The 22,271-nt window shown below is 71.2% G+C and carries 24 protein-coding genes; 7 read left to right on the forward strand and 17 right to left on the reverse strand.

What is annotated here, in order from left to right; genetic code table 11:
• Positions 1-142: 142 nt before the first annotated feature.
• Together ACTOQ3_RS18725 and ACTOQ3_RS18730 are read right to left on the reverse strand one after the other, a co-directional pair.
• Positions 143-1,351, reverse strand: coding sequence for a PQQ-dependent sugar dehydrogenase (locus ACTOQ3_RS18725; RefSeq protein WP_440084659.1), 1,209 nt, complete (start codon positions 1,349-1,351; stop codon positions 143-145).
• A 338-nt stretch (positions 1,352-1,689) separates the two neighbouring features.
• Positions 1,690-2,091 (reverse strand): DUF6223 family protein, encoded by a 402-nt coding sequence (locus ACTOQ3_RS18730; protein ID WP_440084660.1) that lies wholly within the window; start codon positions 2,089-2,091, stop codon positions 1,690-1,692.
• Positions 2,092-2,271: 180 nt separating this feature from the next.
• On the opposite strand from ACTOQ3_RS18730, the gene ACTOQ3_RS18735 reads away from it, so the two are divergent.
• Positions 2,272-3,024 carry an SDR family NAD(P)-dependent oxidoreductase gene (locus tag ACTOQ3_RS18735; protein WP_440084661.1) on the forward strand — a complete coding sequence of 251 codons (753 nt, stop codon included), beginning with the start codon at positions 2,272-2,274 and terminating at the stop codon, positions 3,022-3,024.
• Positions 3,025-3,144: 120 nt separating this feature from the next.
• On the opposite strand, the gene ACTOQ3_RS18740 is transcribed toward ACTOQ3_RS18735, so the two are convergent.
• The gene (locus ACTOQ3_RS18740) at positions 3,145-4,365 is read right to left on the reverse strand and encodes an ABC transporter ATP-binding protein (protein WP_362680724.1); all 1,221 of its coding nucleotides are present in this window, start codon (positions 4,363-4,365) and stop codon (positions 3,145-3,147) included.
• Positions 4,366-4,542: 177 nt separating this feature from the next.
• Here ACTOQ3_RS18740 and ACTOQ3_RS18745 point away from each other — a divergent pair, with 177 nt between their 5' ends.
• Entirely contained in the window at positions 4,543-5,541 is a 999-nt protein-coding gene (locus tag ACTOQ3_RS18745; RefSeq protein ID WP_362680727.1) for a LacI family DNA-binding transcriptional regulator, read from the forward strand.
• Here the strand turns inward: ACTOQ3_RS18745 and ACTOQ3_RS18750 are convergent.
• On the reverse strand, positions 5,513-5,998 hold the full coding sequence (locus tag ACTOQ3_RS18750) for a glutathione peroxidase (RefSeq protein ID WP_440084662.1): 486 nt from the start codon (positions 5,996-5,998) through the stop codon (positions 5,513-5,515). The two genes, ACTOQ3_RS18745 and ACTOQ3_RS18750, sit on opposite strands and share 29 nt — an antisense overlap.
• A gap of 220 nt (positions 5,999-6,218) precedes the next feature.
• Here ACTOQ3_RS18750 and ACTOQ3_RS18755 point away from each other — a divergent pair, with 220 nt between their 5' ends.
• On the forward strand, positions 6,219-6,608 hold the full coding sequence (locus ACTOQ3_RS18755) for a transglycosylase SLT domain-containing protein (protein ID WP_440084663.1): 390 nt from the start codon (positions 6,219-6,221) through the stop codon (positions 6,606-6,608).
• Positions 6,609-6,947: 339 nt separating this feature from the next.
• Positions 6,948-7,442 carry a transglycosylase SLT domain-containing protein gene (locus ACTOQ3_RS18760; RefSeq protein ID WP_440084664.1) on the forward strand — a complete coding sequence of 165 codons (495 nt, stop codon included), beginning with the start codon at positions 6,948-6,950 and terminating at the stop codon, positions 7,440-7,442.
• A 110-nt stretch (positions 7,443-7,552) separates the two neighbouring features.
• Here the strand turns inward: ACTOQ3_RS18760 and ACTOQ3_RS18765 are convergent, their stop codons facing one another.
• Positions 7,553-8,185: a TetR/AcrR family transcriptional regulator C-terminal domain-containing protein gene (locus tag ACTOQ3_RS18765; protein ID WP_440084665.1), complete on the reverse strand. Its 633-nt coding sequence runs from the start codon at positions 8,183-8,185 to the stop codon at positions 7,553-7,555.
• Positions 8,186-8,278: 93 nt separating this feature from the next.
• Between ACTOQ3_RS18765 and ACTOQ3_RS18770 the strand changes: the two genes are divergently transcribed.
• Positions 8,279-9,400 (forward strand): ferritin-like domain-containing protein, encoded by a 1,122-nt coding sequence (locus tag ACTOQ3_RS18770; RefSeq protein WP_440084666.1) that lies wholly within the window; start codon positions 8,279-8,281, stop codon positions 9,398-9,400.
• A 69-nt stretch (positions 9,401-9,469) separates the two neighbouring features.
• On the opposite strand, the gene ACTOQ3_RS18775 is transcribed toward ACTOQ3_RS18770, so the two are convergent.
• The 4 genes from ACTOQ3_RS18775 to ACTOQ3_RS18790 form a co-directional block, all read right to left on the reverse strand.
• Entirely contained in the window at positions 9,470-10,201 is a 732-nt protein-coding gene (locus tag ACTOQ3_RS18775) for a hypothetical protein (RefSeq protein WP_440084667.1), read from the reverse strand.
• A gap of 23 nt (positions 10,202-10,224) precedes the next feature.
• Positions 10,225-10,557 carry a DUF202 domain-containing protein gene (locus ACTOQ3_RS18780; protein ID WP_440084668.1) on the reverse strand — a complete coding sequence of 111 codons (333 nt, stop codon included), beginning with the start codon at positions 10,555-10,557 and terminating at the stop codon, positions 10,225-10,227.
• 7 nt (positions 10,558-10,564) lie between these two features.
• Positions 10,565-10,906 (reverse strand): YidH family protein, encoded by a 342-nt coding sequence (locus tag ACTOQ3_RS18785; protein ID WP_440084669.1) that lies wholly within the window; start codon positions 10,904-10,906, stop codon positions 10,565-10,567.
• A 159-nt stretch (positions 10,907-11,065) separates the two neighbouring features.
• Positions 11,066-11,467 carry a hypothetical protein gene (locus ACTOQ3_RS18790; RefSeq protein ID WP_440084670.1) on the reverse strand — a complete coding sequence of 134 codons (402 nt, stop codon included), beginning with the start codon at positions 11,465-11,467 and terminating at the stop codon, positions 11,066-11,068.
• A 200-nt stretch (positions 11,468-11,667) separates the two neighbouring features.
• On the opposite strand from ACTOQ3_RS18790, the gene ACTOQ3_RS18795 reads away from it, so the two are divergent.
• Positions 11,668-11,925: a ubiquitin carboxyl-terminal hydrolase 14 gene (locus ACTOQ3_RS18795; protein ID WP_362680756.1), complete on the forward strand. Its 258-nt coding sequence runs from the start codon at positions 11,668-11,670 to the stop codon at positions 11,923-11,925.
• Positions 11,926-11,951: 26 nt separating this feature from the next.
• On the opposite strand, the gene ACTOQ3_RS18800 is transcribed toward ACTOQ3_RS18795, so the two are convergent.
• From ACTOQ3_RS18800 to ACTOQ3_RS18820, 5 genes are all read right to left on the reverse strand, one after another.
• Positions 11,952-12,674: a hypothetical protein gene (locus tag ACTOQ3_RS18800; protein ID WP_440084671.1), complete on the reverse strand. Its 723-nt coding sequence runs from the start codon at positions 12,672-12,674 to the stop codon at positions 11,952-11,954.
• Positions 12,675-12,729: 55 nt separating this feature from the next.
• A complete protein-coding gene (locus tag ACTOQ3_RS18805) occupies positions 12,730-13,386 on the reverse strand; it encodes a dihydrofolate reductase family protein (protein ID WP_440084672.1) in 657 nt (218 codons plus the stop codon).
• A 56-nt stretch (positions 13,387-13,442) separates the two neighbouring features.
• Positions 13,443-14,192, reverse strand: a complete 750-nt coding sequence (locus ACTOQ3_RS18810; RefSeq protein WP_440084673.1) for a hypothetical protein — start codon at positions 14,190-14,192, stop codon at positions 13,443-13,445.
• A gap of 97 nt (positions 14,193-14,289) precedes the next feature.
• On the reverse strand, positions 14,290-15,873 hold the full coding sequence (locus ACTOQ3_RS18815; protein ID WP_440084674.1) for a Na+/H+ antiporter: 1,584 nt from the start codon (positions 15,871-15,873) through the stop codon (positions 14,290-14,292).
• Between the two features lie 178 nt (positions 15,874-16,051).
• The gene (locus ACTOQ3_RS18820) at positions 16,052-17,512 is read right to left on the reverse strand and encodes a hypothetical protein (protein ID WP_440084675.1); all 1,461 of its coding nucleotides are present in this window, start codon (positions 17,510-17,512) and stop codon (positions 16,052-16,054) included.
• Positions 17,513-17,777: 265 nt separating this feature from the next.
• Between ACTOQ3_RS18820 and ACTOQ3_RS18825 the strand changes: the two genes are divergently transcribed.
• Positions 17,778-19,898: an ATP-dependent DNA helicase gene (locus tag ACTOQ3_RS18825; RefSeq protein WP_440084676.1), complete on the forward strand. Its 2,121-nt coding sequence runs from the start codon at positions 17,778-17,780 to the stop codon at positions 19,896-19,898.
• A 114-nt stretch (positions 19,899-20,012) separates the two neighbouring features.
• Here the strand turns inward: ACTOQ3_RS18825 and aroQ are convergent, their stop codons facing one another.
• From aroQ to ACTOQ3_RS18840, 3 genes are all read right to left on the reverse strand, one after another.
• The gene (gene aroQ, locus ACTOQ3_RS18830) at positions 20,013-20,447 is read right to left on the reverse strand and encodes a type II 3-dehydroquinate dehydratase (protein ID WP_440084860.1); all 435 of its coding nucleotides are present in this window, start codon (positions 20,445-20,447) and stop codon (positions 20,013-20,015) included.
• A 189-nt stretch (positions 20,448-20,636) separates the two neighbouring features.
• Positions 20,637-21,713, reverse strand: a complete 1,077-nt coding sequence (aroB, locus tag ACTOQ3_RS18835; RefSeq protein WP_440084677.1) for a 3-dehydroquinate synthase — start codon at positions 21,711-21,713, stop codon at positions 20,637-20,639.
• Complete coding sequence (locus ACTOQ3_RS18840) at positions 21,710-22,213, reverse strand: shikimate kinase (RefSeq protein ID WP_440084678.1); 504 nt, start codon at positions 22,211-22,213, stop codon at positions 21,710-21,712. Before ACTOQ3_RS18840 ends, aroB begins: the two co-directional genes overlap by 4 nt.
• Between the last annotated feature and the right edge of the window lie 58 nt (positions 22,214-22,271).

Below are 22,271 nucleotides of genomic sequence, written 5' to 3' on the forward strand. Positions count from 1 at the left end.
GCAGAAGCGACATGTCCCCAGAGCCTGTTATATTCGCCCGCCCCGCGATAACCCGCAGGCTGTTCCCCCCCTTACCGAACGATCGTCAACCATTCTCCAGATATTGGGACTCGCCCGGCCGCGCCAACGTGGAGGAAAGGAGTCACGGCGCGGCCTCGACCCGGTAGACGGGCCCCGACAGGCTGAGCGCGTACAGTTCGCCGTCGTGGTCCTGGCCGAAGGACGACAGCTGTTCCACCGTGCCGAGGTCGTCGCCCCGCCCCTTCCCGCCGGGGGGCGCGGCCTTGACCCAGCCCGCGCAGAAGTCGCCGTAGACGAACCGCCCCTCCAGGCCGGGGATCTTCTCGCCCCGGTAGACGTATCCGGCGATGACCGAGCAGTTGCCGCCCTCGCCCAGCGGGTACTCGATGACGGGATCCACCGTGTCTCCGCCGTCGCCGCCGTCGCCGCCGCCCTCGAAGGGGTGGGTGCCCTCCTTCAGGTTCCAGCCGTAGTTGCGGCCCCCCTCGCCCTTCGGCTCGAAATCGACCTCCTCCCAGGCGTTCTGGCCGACGTCGCCGATCCACATGTCGCCGGTCCTCGCGTCGAAGGTGAACCGCCAGGGGTTGCGCAGGCCGTACGACCAGATCTCCGGCTTGGCGCCCTGCCTGCCGACGAAGGGATTGTCGCGGGGGACCTTGTACGGGGTGCCGCGCGGGTCGATCCTGAGGATCTTGCCGAGCCAGGTGTCCAGGTTCTGGCCGTTGCCCTGCGGGTCTCCCCCGCTGCCGCCGTCGCCGAGGGCGATGTAGAGGTGCCCGTCGGGCCCGAAGGCGAGCTGCCCGCCGTTGTGGTTGGCGTACGGCTGCCGCTGGGTCAGCACGTCCCTGCGGCCGGTCGCCCTTCCGCCGGAGAAGGCCCATTCGGTGAGGTGGGTGTGTCCTTCGCGGTCGGTCCAGTTCAGGTAGAGGAAGTTCCCGTCCGGGTGGAAGGCCACCCCGAGCAGTCCCTGCTCGTTGCCGGTGCTGATCTCCCGGGAGAGGTCGACGACGGGCGCCTCGGCGACCTTCCCGTCCTTCACCGCGCGCAGCCGTCCCGTCTGCTCGGCGATGTAGAGCGTCGGATCGTCCTCGCGCAGGGCCATCGCCACCGGCATGTCGAGCCGGGCGAACTCGGTGAAGCGGACCTTCGGCGCGGCCTCCGTCCCCGCCCGCCCGGTGGGTTCCGCGGGCGAGGCCGCGGGAGGGGCGGATCCGGAGTCGGCGGAGCCGGGGGTCTCGGTGGCCCCGGTGGAAGAGCAGGCGACCAGCGCCGCGCTCAGCAGGGCCAGGCCCCATCCTGTCCGGCGTCCTGTCCGGCGGGAGATCGGCACGGTTCTCAGCCTCCTGTGTTCGTCGCCTGCTCAGGCGATCACTTGTACGCGCCGGGCGCCGCGAAGGTTCCGGCCGCGCCGGGCGACTCCCGCACGCCCCCGCCCTCCCCCGTCCGCGTACGTCCATTCTCTTCGGTCTCCTCCCCGGCTTGTCCGCTGGGTGGCGAGCCCGGTCGGCGCGTACCCGGCCTCAGTGATCGCCTTCCTGGCCCGAGCCGATGTTGAGGTACGGCTGTCTGCCCGTACGTACATGCAAGATCACGAGGAGCGATCGCCGTGCGGTGGTCGAGGCGTGTACGGTCATCGGGGCCTCGATCGCGCGCTTGCATCCGCTGCGGTCAGCCGCTCGGCTCGGTGCGGTGGGAGCGGGTCAGAGCCAGCCCGCCGAGGACCGCACCGACCAGCCCGAGCACCAGGGCCACGGCTCCCCCGAACACTCCGTTGCCGGTGCCGAGACCACCGTCGGCGACAGCCAGATTCACCGCGCCGTTGAGCCCGCCGATCGACCCCGCTACCAGGGCCACGACGGCTCCCCTCCTTCCGCCGTTGCCGACACGACGCACGGAGCGCAGCGCGAGCCGGCCGATGACCACGCCGCCCAGTGCCACCAGCGCGGCCACGCTGGCCCAGATTCGCTGCGGGGTCCCGAGGAAAGCATCGACACCCTGGCCCGCGCATTCCGCCGACGTCGTACAGACCGGCGAGGCCGTCTGTACGGCGAGCACCAACAGGACGGACATGAAGTTCTCCTTCGCTTCCTGCGACCGGACGCCAGAACTATGTCCGCCGAACCCGTCGCCGGTCATCCTGCTGACGGAGACACCTCTCCCTACCGCGGACGCCGCACGAGCCGCGAAAACCTGCTGCATCCGCGGTAGGCCCGTACGTCCGGTCCACGGCGTCGTCCCTAGACTGCTGGCATGCCAACCGCACTGATCACGGGGGCGACGGCCGGCATCGGTGCCGCCTTCGCCCGCCGCCTGGCCGCCGACGGATTCTCACTCGTCCTGGTCGCCCGCGACGAGAAGCGTCTCGTCTCCGTCTCCGAGGAACTGCGCCTGCGATACGGGGTGAGCAGCGAGGTGCTCGCCGCCGACCTGGTGACCGACGAGGGCCTGGAGGCGGTGGAGCGGCGGCTCGGGGAGGGAGTCGACCTGCTGGTCAACAACGCGGGCTTCGGCCACCGGGGGCACTTCCTCGACGTGCCCGCGGAGGAGGAGCTGCGGATGCTCAAGCTGCACTGCGAGGCGGTGCTGCGGCTGACGCTGGCCGCGCTGCCGGGGATGAGGGCCCGCGACCGGGGCGCGGTGATCAATGTCGCGTCGGTGGCGGCGTTCTTCCCCAGGGGCTCCTACAGCGCGTCCAAGGCGTGGGTGGTCAGCTTCAGCGAGTCCACGGCCGTCGAGATGGCCGACAGCCGCGTGCGGGTCATGGCCCTGTGCCCGGGGTTCGTGCACACCGAGTTCCACGAGCGCGCCTCGATGGACAAGTCGGGCATCCCCGAGTTCTTCTGGCTGTCGGCGGACAACGTCGTCCGCGAGGCGATGCGCGATCTGGCCCGGGGCGTGCGGGTGAGCATCCCCGATCTGCGCTACAAGGTGATCGTCAGGGTCGGCAGGCTGCTCCCCCTCGGCCCGATCGGCCGCTTCTCGCGCCGCCTCGCCCGCCGCTGAGCGAGGCCGCCGGCGAAGACGAAAAGGGCCCGCGCCACGGGAGGGGGTCGTGGCGCGGGCCCTTCCGGCCTGCGGTGGTCGTCGGGACGGGCCTTTCCGCCCGCGACGGCCCGCTCGGGATCAGACGCGGGCGTTGGCCTCGTGACCGATCGCCAGACCCGAGACCGGGTCGAAGAAGTGCAGGTTGTGGGTGTCGACGATCAGCTCGATGTTCTGGCCGGGACGGACGTGGCTGCGGGAGTTGACCCGGGCGGTCCACAGCGACTTGTCGCCCACCAGCGGCAGGGTCGCGTCCTCCTCGCCGTCGTCGGCGGCGGCGGCCACGGTGTCCTGGTGCTGGACCGGCGGGGCGTCGATCAGGAACAGCACGTTGATCTCGGAGCCCAGCTCCTCGGTGACCTCGGCGCGGACCGGCAGGCGGACCCAGCCGGAGGAGGAGCCGTTGGCGGCGATCGAGTCGTCGAAGTCGGAGGGGCGGATACCCAGGATGATCTTCTTGCCGAAGTACTGGTCGAGGCCGCGCTTCTCGGCGAGGGTCTCGGCCGGCACCGGCAGCTTGAAGCCCGCGAAGGCGACGGCGGCGCCGCCGTCACCGCGCACCAGCTCGGCGTTGACGAAGTTCATCGACGGGGAGCCCATGAAGCCCGCGACGAACAGGTTGACCGGCTTGTCGAAGAGGTTCTGCGGGGTGTCGACCTGCTGGAGCAGGCCGTCGCGCAGCACGCAGACGCGGTCGCCGAGGGTCATGGCCTCGACCTGGTCGTGGGTGACGTAGACGGTCGTCACGCCCAGGCGCTCGTGCAGGGTGTTGAGGGAGGCCCGCATGGAGACGCGGAGCTTGGCGTCCAGGTTGGACAGCGGCTCGTCCATGAGGAAGGCCTGCGGCTCGCGCACGATCGCGCGGCCCATGGCGACACGCTGGCGCTGGCCACCGGAGAGGGCGGCGGGCTTGCGCTTGAGGTACTGGTCCAGGCCGAGCATCTTGGCGGCCTCGCCGACGCGCTTGGCGATCTCCGCCTTGGGCATCTTGCGGAGCTTCAGACCGAAGGCGAGGTTCTCCTCGACGGTCATGTGCGGGTAGAGCGCGTAGTTCTGGAAGACCATGGCGATGTCGCGGTCCTTCGGGGGCAGGTGGTTGACCACCCGGTCGCCGATGGAGATCTCGCCGCCGCTGATGTCCTCAAGCCCGGCGATCATCCGCAGGGCGGTGGACTTGCCACATCCGGACGGCCCGACCAGCACCATGAACTCCCCGTCCTTGATCTCAAGGTCGAGGCCGTTCACGGCTTTGACGCCGCCCGCGTAGATCTTGTCGACTTTGCTGAGAACAATGGATGCCATGAAAGTCCTTGTCGCCTCGGGCCAACCCCGCGTTCACCCGATATTGGATACGTTTTCATGCATCTCATCGGAAACGGACATCCATGTCAAGAGTCTGCCCGGTTCTGGCCTGTCAGCAGGACCGCTGTTGCCGCTTCACACTGGATCGAACCTGGAAATCATGATGGAATCGTTTCCATGAACATGCGTCGTACGACGATCAAGGACGTCGCCGGGGCGGCCGGGGTGGGGGTCGCCACGGTGTCCCGGGTTTTGTCGGGCGGGTCGGCCAGCCCGGAGACCAGGGAGCGGGTGCTGACCGTCGCCGCCCAGCTCGACTACCGGCCCAGCGCGCTCGGGCGCAACCTGCGCCAGCGGCGCTCGGGCGGGATCGGGCTGCTGCTGCCCGACATCACCGACACCTTCTACGGCCGGGTGGCCGACGGCGTGCTCGCCTGCGCGCGCTCGGCGGGCGAGCCGGTGATCGTGGGCGCGACCGGCGACGATCCCGAGTCCGAGGCCGAGCTGATCGGCACGCTGCTGGAGCAGGGCGTGGACCGGGTGATCGCGGTCCCCTCGGGCGACGGCGACAGCTGGGCGCCGACCCTGCGGGCCGGGGTGGTCACGGTGTTCGCGCACCGGCTCGCGGCCGGGCGCGACGACATCCCCGCGGTGGTGGCCGACGACCGCGCGGGGGTCAGGACCGCGGTCGACTACCTCACGGGGCTGGGACACCGGCGCGTCGCCTATCTGGGCGGCCCGGGGCAGGAGCAGCGCCTGTCGGTCTTCAGGCAGGCGCTGGGGCCCCTCGTCGACGAGGAGCTGATCGTCGTCGCCCGGGGCAGCCGCGACTCCGCGTACGCCGCCGCCGCCGGGCTCTTCCAGCACCGGCCGGACCTGACCGCCGTGCTGGCCGGGGGCAACCTGCTGGGCGAGGCGGCCGTGCTGGCGGCGCGGGAGCTGGACCTGCGCATCCCCCGGGACCTGTCCCTGATCATGTTCGACGACGTGCCCTGGGCCGAGCTGTGCTCACCGCCGCTGACGGTGATCGCCCAGCCGGCCAGGGACATCGGCTACCGCGCCGCCGAGCTGGTGCTGCGCGGCGGCGCCAGGAGGCCGCGAGGCGTGCTGCTGCCCACGGAACTGATCGTCAGGGGCAGCTGCGCGCCTAAAGGGACTTCTCGATCGCCGCGATGAGGGCGGGGTCGTCGGGCTGGACGGTCGGCCGGAACCTGGCCAGCACCTCCCCGTCCCGCGCGACGAGGAACTTCTCGAAGTTCCACTTGACGTCACCGGCCTCACCCCCGGCGTCGGGGGTGGCGGTCAGCGCCTCGTAGAGGGGATGCCTGTCGTCGCCGTTGACCTCGGCCTTGGCCAGCAGCGGGAAGTCGACGCCGTAGGTGGTGGAGCAGAACTCCTGGATCTCCTCGGCGGTGCCCGGCTCCTGACCGTAGAACTGGTTGCACGGCACGCCGACGACGGTGAAGCCCCGCTCGCCGTAGGTCCGCTGGAGGTCGACGAGCCCCGCGTACTGAGGGGTGAGGCCGCACCTGGAGGCGACGTTCACGACGAGGACGGCCCGGTCCCCGGCCAGCTCGGCCAGGGTGGTGGGCGCGCCGGAAAGAGTATCAATGGCGATATCACGGATTCCCATGATCCACAGCCTAATCCCGTTGTCACATTTGAGAGTTATGACGTCCACCAAGTGAAATGTGACCGACACCACAGGTGAGACGACGCCCGCCTCACCAAGGCTCTGATCATCTTCTTACCGATCTTTGACAGGACCCCTGACAGGCGCTGTCGACTGGCCCGCCGCCGGATGGCCGGGCATCGTGTCGGCCGTCCCCCGTCCCCGAAGCACAGGGAGTCCCATGTCGACGCTCCGCCGTACCGGTGTGCTGGTGATCACCTCGGTGCTCGCCCTCGGCACCACCACGGTCGCTCAGGCGTCCTCGGCAAGACCGGGCAACCAGGCCGTCGCCAGGCCCATGGTGTCCGCACACGGCTGGAACAACAGCCAGTTCGCCTGCCTCAGCAGGCTCTGGACCAGGGAGAGCAACTGGAACCACCGCGCGTACAACCGCTCGTCGGGCGCGTACGGCATCCCGCAGGCGCTGCCCGGCGGCAAGATGGCCAGCGCCGGACGCGACTGGCGCACCAACCCCAGGACGCAGATCAGGTGGGGGCTCGGCTACATCAAGCAGCGCTACGGCTCGCCGTGCCGGGCGTGGACGCACTTCACGACGCGGGGCTGGTACTGATCAGGGAACGGTGAATTGAAACCCCATGGCAGGGTGATTTTCACACCGTCTCCCAGCATGGGTGATTCGCCGGTCGTAACCGCCCCTTCTCCGAATCACCCGTAAATCCCGAAGATCGGGCAAACACCTTTCCTTCGCGTGTCCCATCCGCCGCTCGGCGCGCTCTCGCGTAATAGAAAGCGGCCTAGAGAGATCGCCGCGGCGTCTCATGCCGGAAACAGGCCGGAGAGACCGCGCGGACGTTCCCCGTCCGAGCCACGGACGCCGGATCGTCGGACGCCGGAGGGCACCACGTGCCCTCCCGTGCCTTCCGCACGCGGCCCGAGGACAAGGATCCACGTGAACAGCTACCGCGTTCTGCGCAACACCGTCATGACCGTGCTCACCGCCTCGGCGATGGTCGGTCCACCGACGACGGGGCAGGCTGAAAGCACCTCCGAGACGTCCAGGAAAGGGGCGGCGAGGACGGTGTACCGCCTCACCTGGGCCACCCAGGTGAAGCCAAGGGTGAAAGCGGTCGCGAGGACCGCCAAGGGCAGGAACAAGACGATCGCCTATCGTCTCGTGTCCCGCCGAGCGTGGCCGCACCGCCAGTTCCGCTGCCTGGACAGTCTCTGGACCAGGGAGAGCAACTGGAACCACCGCGCGTACAACCGCTCGTCGGGTGCGTACGGCATCCCGCAGGCGCTGCCCGGCTCGAAGATGGGCGGCAGCGGCAGGGACTGGCGATACAACCCGAGCACGCAGATCCACTGGGGTCTGAGATACATCAAGAGCCGCTACGGGTCACCGTGCGGCGCGTGGGGTCACTTCCGGTCGAGCAACTGGTACTGACCCGTACGGAGAGTGTCCAGGGGAAGGGAACACTCTCCTGACGCCCGGGGCCCCAGGGCCCCGGGCGTCACCCTCCGGGTCTCCGGGCCGCCCGGCCGCGCCGGCGGCCGTCAGCGGTTGAGGCGCACCGCCATCGCCTGGATGAGCATCTCCAGCCCGAAGGCGAACTCGGCCTCGTGGTCGCACTCGTCGAGTATCGGAGCCAGCTCGCCGACCTGGGGGAACAGCACGGGATCGACCTCGTCGACCCTGACGTCCGAGCGGTGCACCGGGGCGAACGTCGGGGTCACCCCGACCTCCCGCAGCAGCGAGCCCACGATGTAGGCGATGAACACGCGCAGGGCGCGCACCGCCTCGTCACCGCCGAACCCCGCCTCGCGCAGCGTGTCCAGCGCCCGCTCCACGGGGAGCAGCCCGGCGGTGGAGCGGAGCTGGCGGCTGACCACCACCATCGTGCAGCGCGGGTAGTGGCTCGCGATCTGCCGGAAGGCGAGCGCCTGCATGCGCACCCGGTCGGTCCACTCGGCGTCCGGGTCGTCGGTGAACTCGATCTGCGACAGGACGGTCTCGGCCACCGCGTCCAGCAGCGCCTCCTTGTTCGGCACGTGGTTGTAGAGGGACATCACGCCCACGCCCAGATCGGCGGCGATCGCGCGCATCGAGACCGCGTCGGCGCCCTCCCGCTCGATCAGCGCGATGGCCGAGGCGACGATGCGCGGCCGGGACAGTGGCTGGACAGGCATGTGGCCGTGGTCCCCTCATCGGTTCCATTGACGTACGTACAGCGTACGTGACAACCTCGATGGATACGTACGGTGTACGTCTCTGGAGGCCGCATGTCGACGCACGATCTCTACACCATTCCCGCCGAGCTCTCCACCTGGGACGTCGAGGCGGCCGGGGCCGCCCGTTTCACCTGGGAGTACGACGACGGCAGGGACCGCATGCTCGCCCTCTACCAGAAGGGCAAGGACAAGCAGTGGGACTCGGTCAAGCGCATCGACTGGGACCTGGAGGTCGATCCGTACAACGTGCTCGGCGTCCCCGACGAGACCATCGCGATCTTCGGCACCCCGCTCTGGGAGCGGATGGACGACAGGCAGCGCAAGGAGGTGCGCCTGCACAACGCCTCCTGGCAGTTCTCCCAGTTCCTGCACGGCGAGCAGGGCGCGATGATCTGCTCGGCGCGGATCGTGGAGTCCGTCCCCGACCTCGACTCCAAGTTCTACGCCGCCACCCAGACCATGGACGAGGCGCGACACGCCGAGACCTACGCGCGGTTCCTCCAGGAGAAGGTGGGCCTGGCCTACCCCATCAACCCGCACCTGAAGTCGCTGCTCGACAACACCCTGAGCGACTCCCGCTGGGACATGCCCTATCTCGGCATGCAGGTGCTCATCGAGGGTCTCGCCCTGGCCGCCTTCGGCGTGATGCGCGACATCACCACCAAGCCGCTGCCCAAGCAGATCCTCGCCTACGTGATGCAGGACGAGGCCCGGCACGTCGCCTTCGGCCGGATGGCGCTGCGCGACTACTACGCCCAGCTCGGCGAGTCCGAGCTGCGCGAGCGCGAGGACTTCGTCATCGAGGGCTGCTACCTGATGCGCGACCGGCTGCGCGGCCGGGAGACATGGGAGAACCTGGGGCTGACCAAGGCCGAGGTCAACGAGGCCATGGAGTGCGTCGACAAGTCCGAATATCTCAGGATTTTTCGCTCTCTGCTTTTCAGCCGCATCGTCCCCTGCGTCAAGGACATCGGGCTGTGGAGCCCCCGCCTGCAGCAGGCCTACGCCGACATGGGCGTGCTGGACATGGCCGGTCAGAGCCTGGACAGGCTGATGCGGCAGGACGAGGACATCGCCGAGAGGCTCGACGCCGAGCGGTTCGCCGCCGAGGAGGCCGAACGCCACGCGGAGGTCGCCGAGACCGTCTCCCTCGGCGAGGAGCCGCGGTCCTGACCTGATCCGCCCCGGGACCCGCGTCCCCGGAACCGTCCCAAGGACCGGGCTCCTCGGCGCCCGAGGGTCTCAGGGCAGGTCGAGGGCGCTCAGACCCAGCAGGAGAGCCTGCCGGTCACGGGTGGTCAGGCTCTCGTACGGCCGCGCGGCGCGGCGGTTCGTCTCCGCCTCGATCCGGTCGCGGGCCGGCCCCGGGGGCAGGGCGATGATCTCGGCCGCGGTGAGGCCCTCCCGCATCCAGGCGCCGGCGTGCGCGTCGGCGCGGTGGTAGCGCAACACGGCCAGCCGGTTGAACAGCAGCACGCCCGGCGGGGTCCCCACCGGCTCGTGGGGCGGCGAGGCCTGGGCGAAGGCCGCACCGCCACCGCCGCCACCGGCGGCACCGGCCGCCAGGAGCCTGCCGGCGAGATCCGCCAGCTCGGGCAGCCGGTCGGCCTGGGCGGCCCACAGCTCGCCGGTCACCGCCGCGTGCACCTCGTACAGGGAGGCGACGAAGGAGAGCGCGGCCGCGGTGGCGCGCAGCGCGCCACCGTCGTCCACGAGGGTGCCCTGGGCGATCTGTACGTCGATCTCCGACCGGTCGACGGGGTTGTAGCGGTAGAGGGCGGCCAGCCCCTCGGCGGTGAGCGGCCTGGCGGGGAGCACGAATCGGAGATCGACCAGCAGGTCCGTCTGGAGGCCGGACCGCTCGGCGAGCTCCCGGCTGAGGGGCCTGCTCGCGATGTGAACGCCGAGATTGACCGCGTCGATCAGCGAAGCGATCGACGCCGCGTAGCCGGGCAGATCATCGAAGCGTGACATGCTGCGATATCTTGCCGCATTTTTTACCTTCCGAACCTTCCCAGCACGAAGGCGAAGGCTCCGGCCACGGCGGCGAGGGTACCGAGCCAGGCGATGAGGGCGTCGGCCCGGTTGTCGAGGGGACGGCTCCCGTGCAGGGCCTCCTGGGTGCTCCGGTAGCGGACGCCCGTGTGGGTCAGCAGCAGGACGGCGCAGAACACGGCCGGGGCGAAGGGGACGATGGCCACCGCGGGCGTGCCGGCCCGCAGGGCGACCCCCGCACCGGCCAGGCTGGTGACGGCCAGCATGGCGGTGGTGCGGACCCAGGCGAGGCGGGTCCGCTCGCTCTGCAGACCCGCGTCCCACAGCCTGTTCACCGAGGGCTCACCGGGACAGCAGGATGAGGATCAGGGCGAGCACGGCGACCGCCGCCACGCCGTACCCGAACAGGGGTGCGAGGGCGGGGGGCGGGAGCGGGGCGGAGCTGCGCAGGGCGCGCTGGACGCGGCGCCAGCGGGGGTAGGCCATCGCGGCCGCCAGGGCGGACAGCGACACCAGGACCACCGCGAGCACGGTGCGCATCCACGGGACGAAGACGTCGGCGGAGACGGCGGCCATGGCCACGCCGCCCGCGCTCAGCGCGAGCGACGTGCTCAACCAGGTCAGGTACGTGCGTTCGTTGGCAAGGGTGAACCGGGGATCCGGCTCATGGTCCGGAGAGTTCATGAACTGTCCTGGGGCTTCATAGGAATGACGGTATTTCAACCACATTTCCCCTAGAGAACCCGGGATTTCCGCAGGTGCCCGCGGGCACCTGCGGCCGGCCCCGCCGGGCGGCACCCTCACCTCCGGCGGGGCGGGCGTGCCGCACCGGGGCGGCGGAGGCTACCCGCAGGCGTTGGTCAGCTTCTGGACCCACTGCACCGAGTCGGTGGCCACCTTCTGGGCGGCGTCGACGGCGCTGTTGGCGTCGGTGACGTTGAAGCCCTCCAGGGTGCCGGAGACGCCCTCGGCGGCCTCCTTCAGCGAGGTGTTGGCCGCCTTGTCGGCCAGGTCGCCCAGCTTGGCGCCGCCCTCGTTCAGCGCCTGCTCCATCGCGGCGGGGTCGTTGATCAGCCCGGAGACCTTGGCGGCGGTCTCGGTGACGATGCCCGCGGCCTGCACGCACTGCTGCGCCTTGTCGATGCCCTGGCTCACCTCCTGAAGCTCGGAGCAGCCGGTGGTGATGAGGGCGGCGGCCAGCGCAGAGGCGGCGAGGACGGGAATTCGTCGCGGAAGGGGTCGCATGCCCAGACCCTACCCAACGGGCCGCCACGGCAGGCGCCGCCGTACCGGCTCGTTACCCGCGGATCCGCCGGCGGGCCGGAACGCCGGGAAGACGGCGGCACCGGGACGCGGGAAGATCGCGAAACCGGAACGCGGGAGGTGGCGGAATCGGGACGCCGCGATGGTCGTACGATCCTCAGTAGTCACATAAGGGGGAGACCATGACAACCTGTGAGCACATCGTGGAGGCCCAGGACACGCCCGCGCGTACTCCGCAGGGGTGCGAGGAGTGCCTGGCGACGGGCGGCCGCTGGGTCCACCTGCGCAGGTGCCTGGCCTGCGGGCACATCGGCTGCTGCGACTCGTCGCCCAGCAAGCACGCCACCGCCCACTTCGCGGAGGACGGCCACCCGGTCGTCGCCTCCTTCGAACCGGGCGAGGACTGGCGCTGGTGCTACGTGGACAACGTCATCGGCTAGTCCCGTTTTCCGCACCTGAGTGATCTTCAGCGGAGGTCTCGTGGATCGATGTCGAGGGGGTCCAGGAGATGGAGTCGGAGGTCGGTGGGTTGCGGGATGGTCGGCGGTGATTGGCCGGTGCCCGGGATCAGCCGGATGCCGGCCGGCGCGTTCAGGACGAGCTTGCCGGTGGGAACGGCGGGCCGTCCGGCGTACAAGCCGTCGACCTTGGTCGCGCCGCGGGCGGCCGGAGCCCGGCGGACCTGGCGTTCGATCAGGCAGAAGATGAGCGGGGCCAGGCAGATGACGGTGATCAGCGCGCTGATGCGGCGGTTGCTCTCGAGACACAGGCTGGTGACGGCCAGCGGGCCCTTGAAGGCCTGGTAGCGGCGTTCGACGGCCTCTTGGCCTTTGTGATGGCGCAGCACCTGTTCGGCGTCGGCCTGATGAGGGGCGAGGTCGGTCAGCAGGGCGTACCAGCCGTCGGCAGCGGCTTCGGCGTCCAGCGCTTGCTGGTCGAAGTGCCGGGCCAGCGCGGGTTTGCCGGTGGCCGGGTCGGTGCCGGTCCGCGCGGTCAGGTAAGCGGCCGCCCGGCGGGCCCGGCCGATCGCGGTGATCCGGTCGGCGACGGCCTGCTGGGTGGGATGGTGGCGGCTGCCCAGGCCACGCGCCCACTCCCGCACGTGCACCAGCGGCGCGGGTGAGGTCAGCCGGTTGGCCACCGGCACCTCGACAACCTGCCCCTGAGTCAGCTCCGCGACATCCCGCATCCCGCCGGTGATCGTCGCCGACCACCGGGCGGCTGGCGCCGCCGCCCTCTCGCAGTCAGTCGAGGACCGTCACCGAGCGTCCCTCGTCCACGGCGTACTCGCCTGCGGAGATCGCGCCGAGGCTCACGGGTTCGAGCGTCAGCGAGACGACGCCGCCGGGCAGCCGCGAGCTCTCTTCGACGGTCGTGAACGTCGCGGGCATCGATCCGTCCGGGAACAGGCGCTTCCCCGTCCCGACGACGACCGGGTACTGGAGTAGCCGGTAGACGTCGACGAGCCCTGCCCGGTGCAGGGTCTGCACCAGCATCCAGCTCCCGTGAACCTGGAGCTCCTTGCCGGGAAGCCCCTTGAGGCGGCGTACCTCGTCGACCACGTCACCGCGCAGGACCGTCGTGGGACTCCAGCCGGCTTCCTCGTCGGTCAGCGTCGAACTGACGACATATTTCGGCAGCGTGTTGAGCTTGGTGGCGATCAGGTTGTCGGGTTCGGTGACCTTCGGCCAGTACCCGCCGAGCAGACCGAAGCCGGTACGGCCGAACAGGAACGCGCCGGCCTCACGGAACCAGCTCTCGACGACCTCGTTGGTGTGCGCCGAGGCGTGCGGGACGAGCCACCCGCCGCGGTCGAAGCCGTTGGAGCGGTCCTCGTCGGGGGCTCCGGGTCCTTGCATGACGCCGTCGAGGCTGACGAAGATGTTGACGCTGAGCAGCACGGTTCCCCTCCGGGGTCCGGGTCGGACACCGGCCAGGGCCGGCCGGCATGCAGACGCTAGCTGCCAGGTACAGAGTGGGTCTTGTACAGGAACGACATCGTGGCATGCTCGCCCGCCTGCAGCTCGCGCGCGGTGCGCCCGACGTAGCGACGCAGCGCGTGTGCGAGGTGGGCCTGGTCGAAGTACCCGAGCGTCTCCACGACCGCGCGCCAGCCGTGGCCGTCGCGCAGCATCGTGGCCGCGGCGTTCGCGCGGTCGATCTGCGTCACGGCGGTCCGCGACAGTCCGGTGGCCGCGCGGTAGCGACGCTGAAGGGTACGCATAGTCGGGTCGGCCCCGGGATGCTCGCGCTCCTCCTCCCCGAGGCGCGATCGCACCAGCAGCCCCGCGTCCTGCAGTCGCCGGACGAAGTGCTCGACGTTCTCGTACGTCGGCGCCTCCCAGTCATCGCCGCCGATGACCACCCTGCCCGAGTCCGTCACCGGGAACGGCACGTTCCCGTCGATGATCGAGCCCACAGGATGCGGCCGAAGAACCGTGCCGAGCGCGAACCGGACCCCGAGGAACTCGGTGTCCGGCGGAACCGGCGCGATGGTCGCCCTCGTCTCCGGCCCGCGCAGGCTGGCGAGCAGGCATCCCCGCCTCCGCGAGAGGATCAGATGCCAGCAGGTGCGCGCCGCGGACGTCATCGTGTCCTCGGCGTCGCTACGGGTGCGCCACACGCGGTCGACGACGCTCGCGCCGATCTCGGTGTCGCGATGCTCGAACCGCAAGGCCATGGCCTCCTCGGCCTCCAATCCGCTCAAGCCTCCCCTGGAGCATAGAGAAACGGACAACGAGGATCGAAATGCCGGAGGAGAGCAACCCGCGATCTTCAATCACTTCGACGTGCGGAAAACGGGGCTAGCCGCGTTCCAGGGTGGCCTCTTCGAAGTCGATCTCGTGGAGGACCCGGCGAAGCACCTCGTCGTCGATGCGCCGCTCGTCGCGGAGGCGGACGAACACGTCGCGCTCGACCGTCAGCATCTCCTGGCGGAGCCGCCGGTAGACGCTGCTCGGCGTCTCCTCCCCCTCCGGCCCCGTACCGCCGCCCAGGCGCTCCCAGGCGGTGAGGGTACGGCGCTCGGCGCGGGACCTGAGCTGGTCGACGACCTCCCGGTGGAGCTCGTCGACACCCTCCGCCACCAGCTCGTCCAGCCGGGCCAGCGAGGCCGCGGCGGCCGCCTGCTGCGCGGCCGCCTCCGCCAGGTTGTCGGTGTAGATCTCCTGCGCGTTGGAGATCCTCAGCCTGCGGATCAACGCCGGGAACGTCAGGCCCTGGACGAGGAGGGTGCCGATCACCACCGAGAAGGTGAGGAAGAGGAGCAGGTCACGGCCGGGGAAGGTCTCCGGGATGGCGAAGGCCGCGGCCAGGGAGACCACGCCGCGCATGCCCGCCCAGCTCACGATGGTCACGTTCTGCCAGGTCGGCGCGTGGGTCTCGGTCCTGCGGATCTTCTTCGACAGCATCCGGGGCAGGTAGATGCTGGGCACGACCCAGACCACCCTGGCGATCACCGCGGCGGCGAAGACGGCGAGCGCCATCCCGGCGAGTTTCCACCCGTCGCCCCACTCCAGTCCCCTCATGATCGGCCACATCTGCAGGCCGATCAGCGCGAAGACGATCGTCTCCAGGAAGAAGTCGAGGACCCGCCAGACCGCGTCGGACAGCAGCCGGGTGCCGAAGCCCGCCCTGGGCATGCGGTGGCCGATGTAGAGGCCGACGATCACCACGACGATCACGCCGGAGACGTGCACGCTCTCGGCCGCCAGGTAGACGGCGAACGGGATGAGCAGCATGACGGTGTTCTCGACGAGCGCGTCGCGCAGCCGGACCAGCACCCAGGCCAGGACCCAGGCGAGCGCCAGGCCCATCACCACGCCGCCCGCCGCGGAGCGGGCGAAGTCGAGGGCGGCGTGCTGCCAGGTGATGCCCTGCCCGACCGCGGCGGCGATGGCCACCCGGTAGGCGGTGAGCGCGGTGGCGTCGTTGAACAGGCTCTCCCCCACCAGGATGGTGACCACCTTGCGGGGCAGCCCGAGCCTGCGGGCCACGGCGACGGCGGCGACCGCGTCGGGCGGGGCCACGATCGCGCCCAGCGCGAACGCGGCGGCGAGCGGCAGCTGGGGCAGGAGCAGGTGGGTGACCCACCCGATGACCAGCGTGGTGAACAGCACCAGGCCGACCGAGAGCAGCGCGACCGGCCTGCGGAAGTCGTTGAGCCTCAGGTAGGAGCTGTCGATCGCCGCCGAGTAGAGCAGCGGGGGCAGGAAGACCAGCAGGACCAGCTGGGGGTCGAGCTCGTAGGTGGGGACGAACGGCGACAGCACCACCCCGGCGAGCACCAGCAACAGCGGCGCCGGCCATCCTTTGCGCCTGGCCACCGCGGCCACCGCGATCGCGACGACCGACACGGCCAGCATCTGCAGCACCGTCGACTCGTCCACGCCACCCCGCCCGATAGGGATCGATCAGCCTATGCGTCCCGGCGCGCCTCGCGAACCGCCCGGGGCGGCCGAAACCGCCACACGGCGCCGGACCACGGACCCGGCGGACGCCACACGGTATCCCCTCCGGCGGCAAGCTCGCGACCGGGGCGCGGCGGCGCCGGGTCCCGGAGGGAGATCACCAGTCGCGGTGCTCGTCCCGGTCGTCGCGGCGACGCCCCTCGCGGCGCCCGCCCTCGTACTGGCGCCCGTCGTCGTACTGGCGCTCGTCGCGGCGGCGGTCGTCGTACCGCTCGTCGTAGCGCTGCTCGTCGTAGCGTTGCTCGGGGCGGAGCCTCTCGCCGGTGGAGTGCGGCGTTTCCTGGACGTAGGGGCGGGGCAGTCTCTGGTCGGGCGCGGCCTGGCCGAGCAGGCCCAGCGGGTCGGACGGGTCGACGTCCTGCTGCGGGTAGGCGGGCGGCGAGCCGTACAGGTCGCGCAGGTCGGCCGGGTGACCGGCCTGGTGGGCCTGGTGGGACTGGTGGGGCTGCTGGGCGCCGAACGCGTACGGGTCGGGCTGCGAGGGGGGCGGGTAGCCGCCGCCGTACTGGTCGGCCTGCGCGTTCCCGTAGGCGGCCTGCTGCTGGGCGGCGAACCCGAAGGGGTCGGTCGAGTTCTGCTGGCCCTGCCCGTAGGAGTCGGGCTCCGGCCGCTGGGCGGAGTCGGCGAACTGGCCGAAGAACTGGTCGGGGCGGGGCGTGAACGGGGCGGCCGGCTTCTGCCGGCCCTCCGGGGGCGCGAACGGGTCGACGGGCCGGGGCTGGGGCGGCACGCCGTACGGGTCCGGCTGCTGGGCGCCGAACCGGTCGGCGGGCCCGGCGTAGGGGTCGGGCCGCTGCTGGACGGGCGGGGCGGCGTAGGGGTCGGGCTGGACGGGCGCGGCGTACGGGTCCGGCTGCTGGGCGCCGTACGGGGGCTGCGCGGGCGGGTAGCGGTCGCCGGACAGCTGGTAGGCGGGCTCACCGGGGACGCCGGGGGCGGGGCCCGCGCCGAGCGGCTCGACGGGCTGCGGCTGCCCGTAGGGCAGGGAGTCGTTCACGATCATGTTCTCGCGCGGCACGGCGTCGGAGGAGCCGTACCCGGGGGGCATCCGGTCCTGAGGCCGGTCGGGCCGGTCGGGCCGGTCCATGGGCGGCGGCACCACGCCCCGCGCGACGAGCACGTCGTTCGGGCCGAGGGCGGCGACCTGGCGGGGTTCGTCCAGCGGCGAGGGGACCGAGGGGGCCGAGGGGACATGGCCCGCCGGGTCGGGATAATGCTGCGGCTGGGCGTAGTCCTCGGGCCGGGGCCGGGCGTACTGGCCGGTGCCGGGATACTCGCCGTAGGCCTGCGGCTCGTCCTGCGGGGGCTGCTCGGCGTGCACGGGCTCGCCCACCTCGTCGGGGTACTGCCCACCGGCCTCGACGAAGCCCTCGTCAAGGGTGTCGACCAGGCGCCCCACATCGCTCATGGGCATGCGGAAACTCGCGGTGCACATCTCGCCGCGCCACAGGCTCAGCACCAGCGTGCCTTCGTGCCAGGTGACCCGGAGCACCCGCTCCTGGCCACGCTCGTCAAAGAACACCTCGCCGAACGACGGCAACGGGACAACTTCCGACATGGAGGACATAGTGCTTTAACCAGCCTTTATTCGTCCACTCGACCTCGGGAAACCCTACCGAACCGGTCTTTCCATCCCTATCTTCCGCCCCAGCGGCACCAGAACGGTAGACCTTCCCTTGACCTTACGAGGATTGATGAGCCGGGTGATCCAGCCAGTTTGCCATGCGAGGTGAACCCCGGGTTCCGGAATACGGGTATGCGTCCACGCCGCGACTCGCCGGAGCAGCCGCGACTGTCGGGCCGAACGGGTACGGTTGGCTGTCGTGCCGACCGACTCCATCGCCCCATCCGAAGACGTCTCCTCAAAGGTGGATATTCCCCCGGTTGAGGATTTGCTGAGCACCGCCGTCGAGGCGGTGGGCGGGGTCGAACGCCCCGGCCAGATCACCATGGTGAGGGCGGTGCAGCACGCGATCGAGTCGGGCGACCACCTGGCCGTGCAGGCGGGTACGGGCACCGGCAAGTCGCTCGCCTACCTGATCCCCTCGATCAGGCACGCGATGACCTCCAAGGGCGCCGTGGTCGTCTCCACCGCCACCATCGCCCTCCAGCGCCAGCTCGTCGACCGCGACCTGCCGCGCCTCGCCAAGGCGCTCGCCCCGCAGCTGCCGCACGAGCCGACGTTCGCGATCCTCAAGGGCCGCCGCAACTACCTGTGCCGCTACAAGGCGAGCGCGGGGTGGCCCGACGAGGAGCAGGACCAGCTCTTCGACCCCCGGGAGGTCAACGCGACGGGCCGGATGGTCCAGCGCATCCAGGAGTGGGCGAACGAGACCGAGACCGGCGACCGCGACGAGCTCGTCCCCGGCGTCAACGAGCAGGCCTGGCGGCAGTTCTCGGTCAGCGCCAGGGAGTGCCTGGGGGCCACCCGCTGCCCGAGCGGCACGGAGTGCTTCGCCGAGCTGGCCCGCGCCCGTGCCGGCGAGTCCGACGTGGTCGTGACCAACCACGCGCTGCTCGCGATCGACGCGATGGAGGACTTCCCGCTCCTGCCCGAGCACGAGGTCGTCGTGGTCGACGAGGCCCACGAGCTGGTCGACCGCGTCACCTCCGTGGTCAGCGGCGAGCTGTCGGAGACGATGGTCACGGTGGCCGCGCGACGGGTCGGCAAGCTCATCGAGCAGCACCTCGCCGACCGGCTCATGGAGAGCGGCGAGGACCTCAAGGCCCTGCTGGCCGCCGCTCCCGCCGGGCGCCTCGACGAGCTTCCCCAGGTGCTCGGGATGACGCTCGCCCTGATCCGCGACGCGGCGTGGGCGTGCATCACGGCCCTCGGCCCGCGCAACGGCGACAAGGACGACCCGGAGGGGGCCGGGCTGCGCAGGGCGGCCTTCACCTCGCTGGACGAGGTCCACGACACCGCGCAGCGCATGCTCGACGCCTTCGGCCACGCCGAGGAGGTCGACCGCGCCGAGGTCGTCTGGCTGGAGGCGGGCACCGACCGGCGCCCGCCCCTGCTGCGGGTGGCGCCGCTGACGGTGGCGGGCATGCTCCGCGACAAGCTCTTCGGCGACCGCACGGTCATCCTGACCTCGGCCACGCTCGCCCTGGGCGGCGCCTTCGACGGCCTGGCCCGCCAGTGGGGCCTGGGCGGCGGCAAGGGCGCCGCGGAGAGCGCGGAGGAGGAGGCGGAGACAAAAGAGGGGAAGGGCAAAGAAGGGAAGGACGGCAAGAGCGGTAAGGGCGGCAAGGGCGGTAAGGGCGGTAAGGGCAGGGCCGGGTGGGCCGGCATCGACGTCGGCTCCCCCTTCGACCATCCGCGCAGCGGCATCCTCTACGTCGCCAAGCACCTGCCCCAGCCGGGCCGCGACGGCCTGCCCGAGGCCTACCTCGAGGAGATCACCGAGCTGATCGAGGCCGCGGGGGGCCGCACCCTCGGCCTGTTCTCCTCGATGCGCGCCGCCAAGGCGGCCACCGAGGCGTTGCGCGACCGGCTGAGCGTTCCGCTGCTCTGCCAGGGTGACGACTCCACGATGCTGCTGGTCAAGCAGTTCGCCGAGGACGAGCCGACCTGCCTGTTCGGCACGCTGTCGCTCTGGCAGGGCGTCGACGTCCCCGGCCCCTCGCTGCGCCTGGTCATCATCGACCGCATCCCCTTCCCCCGCCCGGACGACCCGCTCAGCTCCGCCCGCCAGCGCCACGTCGCCGCCAAGGGCGGCAACGGGTTCATGTCGGTCGCCGCCACCCACGCCGCGCTGCTCCTCGCCCAGGGCGCGGGCCGCCTGCTGCGCAGCCAGCACGACAAGGGTGTGGTCGCGGTGCTCGACCCCCGGCTGGCGACGGCCCGCTACGCCGGGTTCCTGCGTGACTCCCTGCCGCCCTTCTGGCCCACCAACGACCCGGCGAAGGTCCGCAGCGCCCTCAAGCGCCTCAGCGACTCCTGAGGCCGCCGGCCGGTGGCCCCGCGCGGGACGCCATGCCGAGGTGCCCCGCGCGGGGCTCGTACGAACCGGGTCCGCGGCCCGGCGCGGGTCCCGGGGCGTCTCGGGGGCGTGGGCTCAGGAGGCGGTCTCGGCGATGGCGTGCAGGGCCAGCACGTACGACCTCAGGCCGAAGCCCGCGATGGTGCCGGTCGCCACGGCGGCGACCACCGAGTTGTGCCGGAACTCCTCGCGGGCGGCCGGGTTGCTGATGTGCACCTCGACCAGGGGCGCGGTGCGCTGGGCGATGGCGTCGCGCAGCGCGTAGGAGTAGTGGGTGAACGCCGCCGGGTTCAGCACCACGGGGATCCGGCCGTCGGCCGCCTCGTGCAGCCAGCCCAGCATCTCGGCCTCGTCGTCGGTCTGCCGGACGTCGACCGACAGGCCGAGATCCCTGCCGGTGTCCCGGCAGAGCGCGGCCAGGTCCGCGAAGGTCTCCGCGCCGTAGACGTCCGGCTCGCGGGTGCCGAGCCGCCCCAGGTTGGGGCCGTTGAGCACGTAGACGGGTCTCATCGGGTCACTCACCGCTCCTTGATGGCCGCGCGCCTGCCGCGCGGCCGACGTCACTCACCCGGCGCGCCACCCGGCACGGCTCCGCCGCGCCTCGCCGACGCCCCGGACCCGGCTCCCGCCGCGCGGACGCTCCCGGGCCACCGGGCACGCCCGCCCTCCCGGAGGCGTACGGGCCCGGGGACGCGAGGCTCACCGGGCGACCTCGTGGTAGGCGGCCTCGAGGAGCTCCTCCGGCGGGTCGACCAGCGGGGACACCTTCGCCAGGTCGTCCAGGAGGACGAAGCGCAGCTTGGCGCCGCGGCTCTTCTTGTCGAGGCGCATGTGGTCGCGCAGTTCCGGCCAGGCCTCGCGGCGGTAGGCGGTGGGCAGCCCGACCGAGGTCAGGATGGACCTGGTCCGCTCCACGAGGTCGGCGCCGATCCTGCCGTCCAGGCGGGACAACTCGGCGGCGTAGACCATGCCGATCGCGACGGCCTCGCCGTGGCGCATCCGGTATCCCTCGACGCGCTCGATGGCGTGCGCCAGCGTGTGGCCGTAGTTGAGGATCTCCCGCAGGCCGCCCTCGCGCAGGTCGGCTCCGACGACGTCGGCCTTGATCTGGATCTTTCGCTCGATCAGCTCCCGGGTGTGCCGCCCCTCGGGGAGCCTGGCGCCCTCCGGGTCGTCCTCGATGAGCGTGAGGATCCGCGGGTCGGCGATGAAACCACCCTTGACGATCTCCGCGAGGCCGCCCACGTAGTCGTCGCGGGGCACCGAGACCAGCGTCGCCAGGTCACAGAGCACCCCGGCGGGCGGGTGGAAGGACCCGACCAGGTTCTTGCCCTCGGGGGTGTTGATGCCGGTCTTGCCGCCCACCGCCGCGTCGACCATGCCGAGCAGGGTGGTCGGCACCTGCACGACCTTGACGCCGCGCAGCCAGGTGGCGGCGGCGAACCCCGCCAGGTCGGTGGTGGCTCCCCCGCCGACGCCGACCACGGCGTCGGAGCGGGTGACGCCCGCGCGGCCGAAGGCGGACCACAGCCCCGCGGCCACCTCGACGGTCTTGGCGCGCTCGGCGTCGGGCACCGGCAGTGCGACGACCTCGTACCCGGCCGCCTCGATCGCGCCGCAGACCGGGCGGGCGATCTCCGGCAGGCTCTCCGGGTGGATCACCGCGACGGTGCTCACCCCCGCGCCGAGCAGGCCGGGCAGCTCGCCGAGCACCCCGGTGCCGACCACCACGTCGTACGGGCTCTCGCCGGGGACCTCGATCCTGGAGATCGTCACGGCTTCAGGCCCTCCACGATCTCGTCGACGATCTGGCCGGGATCGCGGTCGTCGGTCGACACGACGATCGTGGCCAGCCCCTCGTAGACGGGCCGCCGGGCGTCCATCAGCTTCTTCAGCTGGCTGCGCGGGTTCAGTACGAGCAGCGGCCGCGCCGAGGCCAGGCCCACCCGCTGGACGGCGTTGGAGAGGCCGACCTCCAGGTAGACCACCGGCCGGCCGGCCAGCAGCTCGCGGGTGGCCTCGGCGAGGATCGCGCCGCCGCCCAGGGAGAGCACGCCGTCGTGCTCGGCCAGCGCCAGCCGTACGGCGTCGGCCTCCAGCTCGCGGAAGCGCTCCTCGCCGTCCTCGATGAAGACGTCGCTCACCGGCTTGCCCGCCGTGCGTTCCACGTCGGCGTCGGTGTCGCGGAAGGCGACTCCGAGCCGCTCGGCCAGGAGCTGCCCGACGGTCGACTTGCCCGATCCCGGAGGACCGATCAGCACTGCTCGGGGACTCATCTGCTCTCCTTCGACGCCGGACCGCTCACCGGGAAACCGGGAACGCCCTCGCCCGGAC

Origin of the sequence: Streptosporangium sp. LJ11 (assembly GCF_051918945.1) — a bacterium.
GTDB lineage: Bacteria > Actinomycetota > Actinomycetes > Streptosporangiales > Streptosporangiaceae > Streptosporangium.

Coding starts and splice junctions, on each gene's coding strand:
- ACTOQ3_RS18755 (WP_440084663.1), top strand. CDS start 6,219: ATGTCGACGCTCCGCCGTACCGGTGTGCTGGTGATCACCTCGGTGCTC.
- ACTOQ3_RS18795 (WP_362680756.1), top strand. CDS start 11,668: ATGACAACCTGTGAGCACATCGTGGAGGCCCAGGACACGCCCGCGCGT.
- ACTOQ3_RS18745 (WP_362680727.1), top strand. CDS start 4,543: ATGAACATGCGTCGTACGACGATCAAGGACGTCGCCGGGGCGGCCGGG.
- ACTOQ3_RS18740 (WP_362680724.1), bottom strand. CDS start 4,365: ATGGCATCCATTGTTCTCAGCAAAGTCGACAAGATCTACGCGGGCGGC.
- ACTOQ3_RS18750 (WP_440084662.1), bottom strand. CDS start 5,998: ATGGGAATCCGTGATATCGCCATTGATACTCTTTCCGGCGCGCCCACC.
- aroQ (WP_440084860.1), bottom strand. CDS start 20,447: ATGAGACCCGTCTACGTGCTCAACGGCCCCAACCTGGGGCGGCTCGGC.
- ACTOQ3_RS18765 (WP_440084665.1), bottom strand. CDS start 8,185: ATGCCTGTCCAGCCACTGTCCCGGCCGCGCATCGTCGCCTCGGCCATC.
- ACTOQ3_RS18840 (WP_440084678.1), bottom strand. CDS start 22,213: ATGAGTCCCCGAGCAGTGCTGATCGGTCCTCCGGGATCGGGCAAGTCG.
- ACTOQ3_RS18785 (WP_440084669.1), bottom strand. CDS start 10,906: ATGAACTCTCCGGACCATGAGCCGGATCCCCGGTTCACCCTTGCCAAC.
- ACTOQ3_RS18775 (WP_440084667.1), bottom strand. CDS start 10,201: ATGTCACGCTTCGATGATCTGCCCGGCTACGCGGCGTCGATCGCTTCG.
- ACTOQ3_RS18730 (WP_440084660.1), bottom strand. CDS start 2,091: ATGTCCGTCCTGTTGGTGCTCGCCGTACAGACGGCCTCGCCGGTCTGT.
- ACTOQ3_RS18770 (WP_440084666.1), top strand. CDS start 8,279: ATGTCGACGCACGATCTCTACACCATTCCCGCCGAGCTCTCCACCTGG.
- ACTOQ3_RS18735 (WP_440084661.1), top strand. CDS start 2,272: ATGCCAACCGCACTGATCACGGGGGCGACGGCCGGCATCGGTGCCGCC.
- ACTOQ3_RS18790 (WP_440084670.1), bottom strand. CDS start 11,467: ATGCGACCCCTTCCGCGACGAATTCCCGTCCTCGCCGCCTCTGCGCTG.
- ACTOQ3_RS18820 (WP_440084675.1), bottom strand. CDS start 17,512: ATGTCGGAAGTTGTCCCGTTGCCGTCGTTCGGCGAGGTGTTCTTTGAC.
- ACTOQ3_RS18800 (WP_440084671.1), bottom strand. CDS start 12,674: ATGCGGGATGTCGCGGAGCTGACTCAGGGGCAGGTTGTCGAGGTGCCG.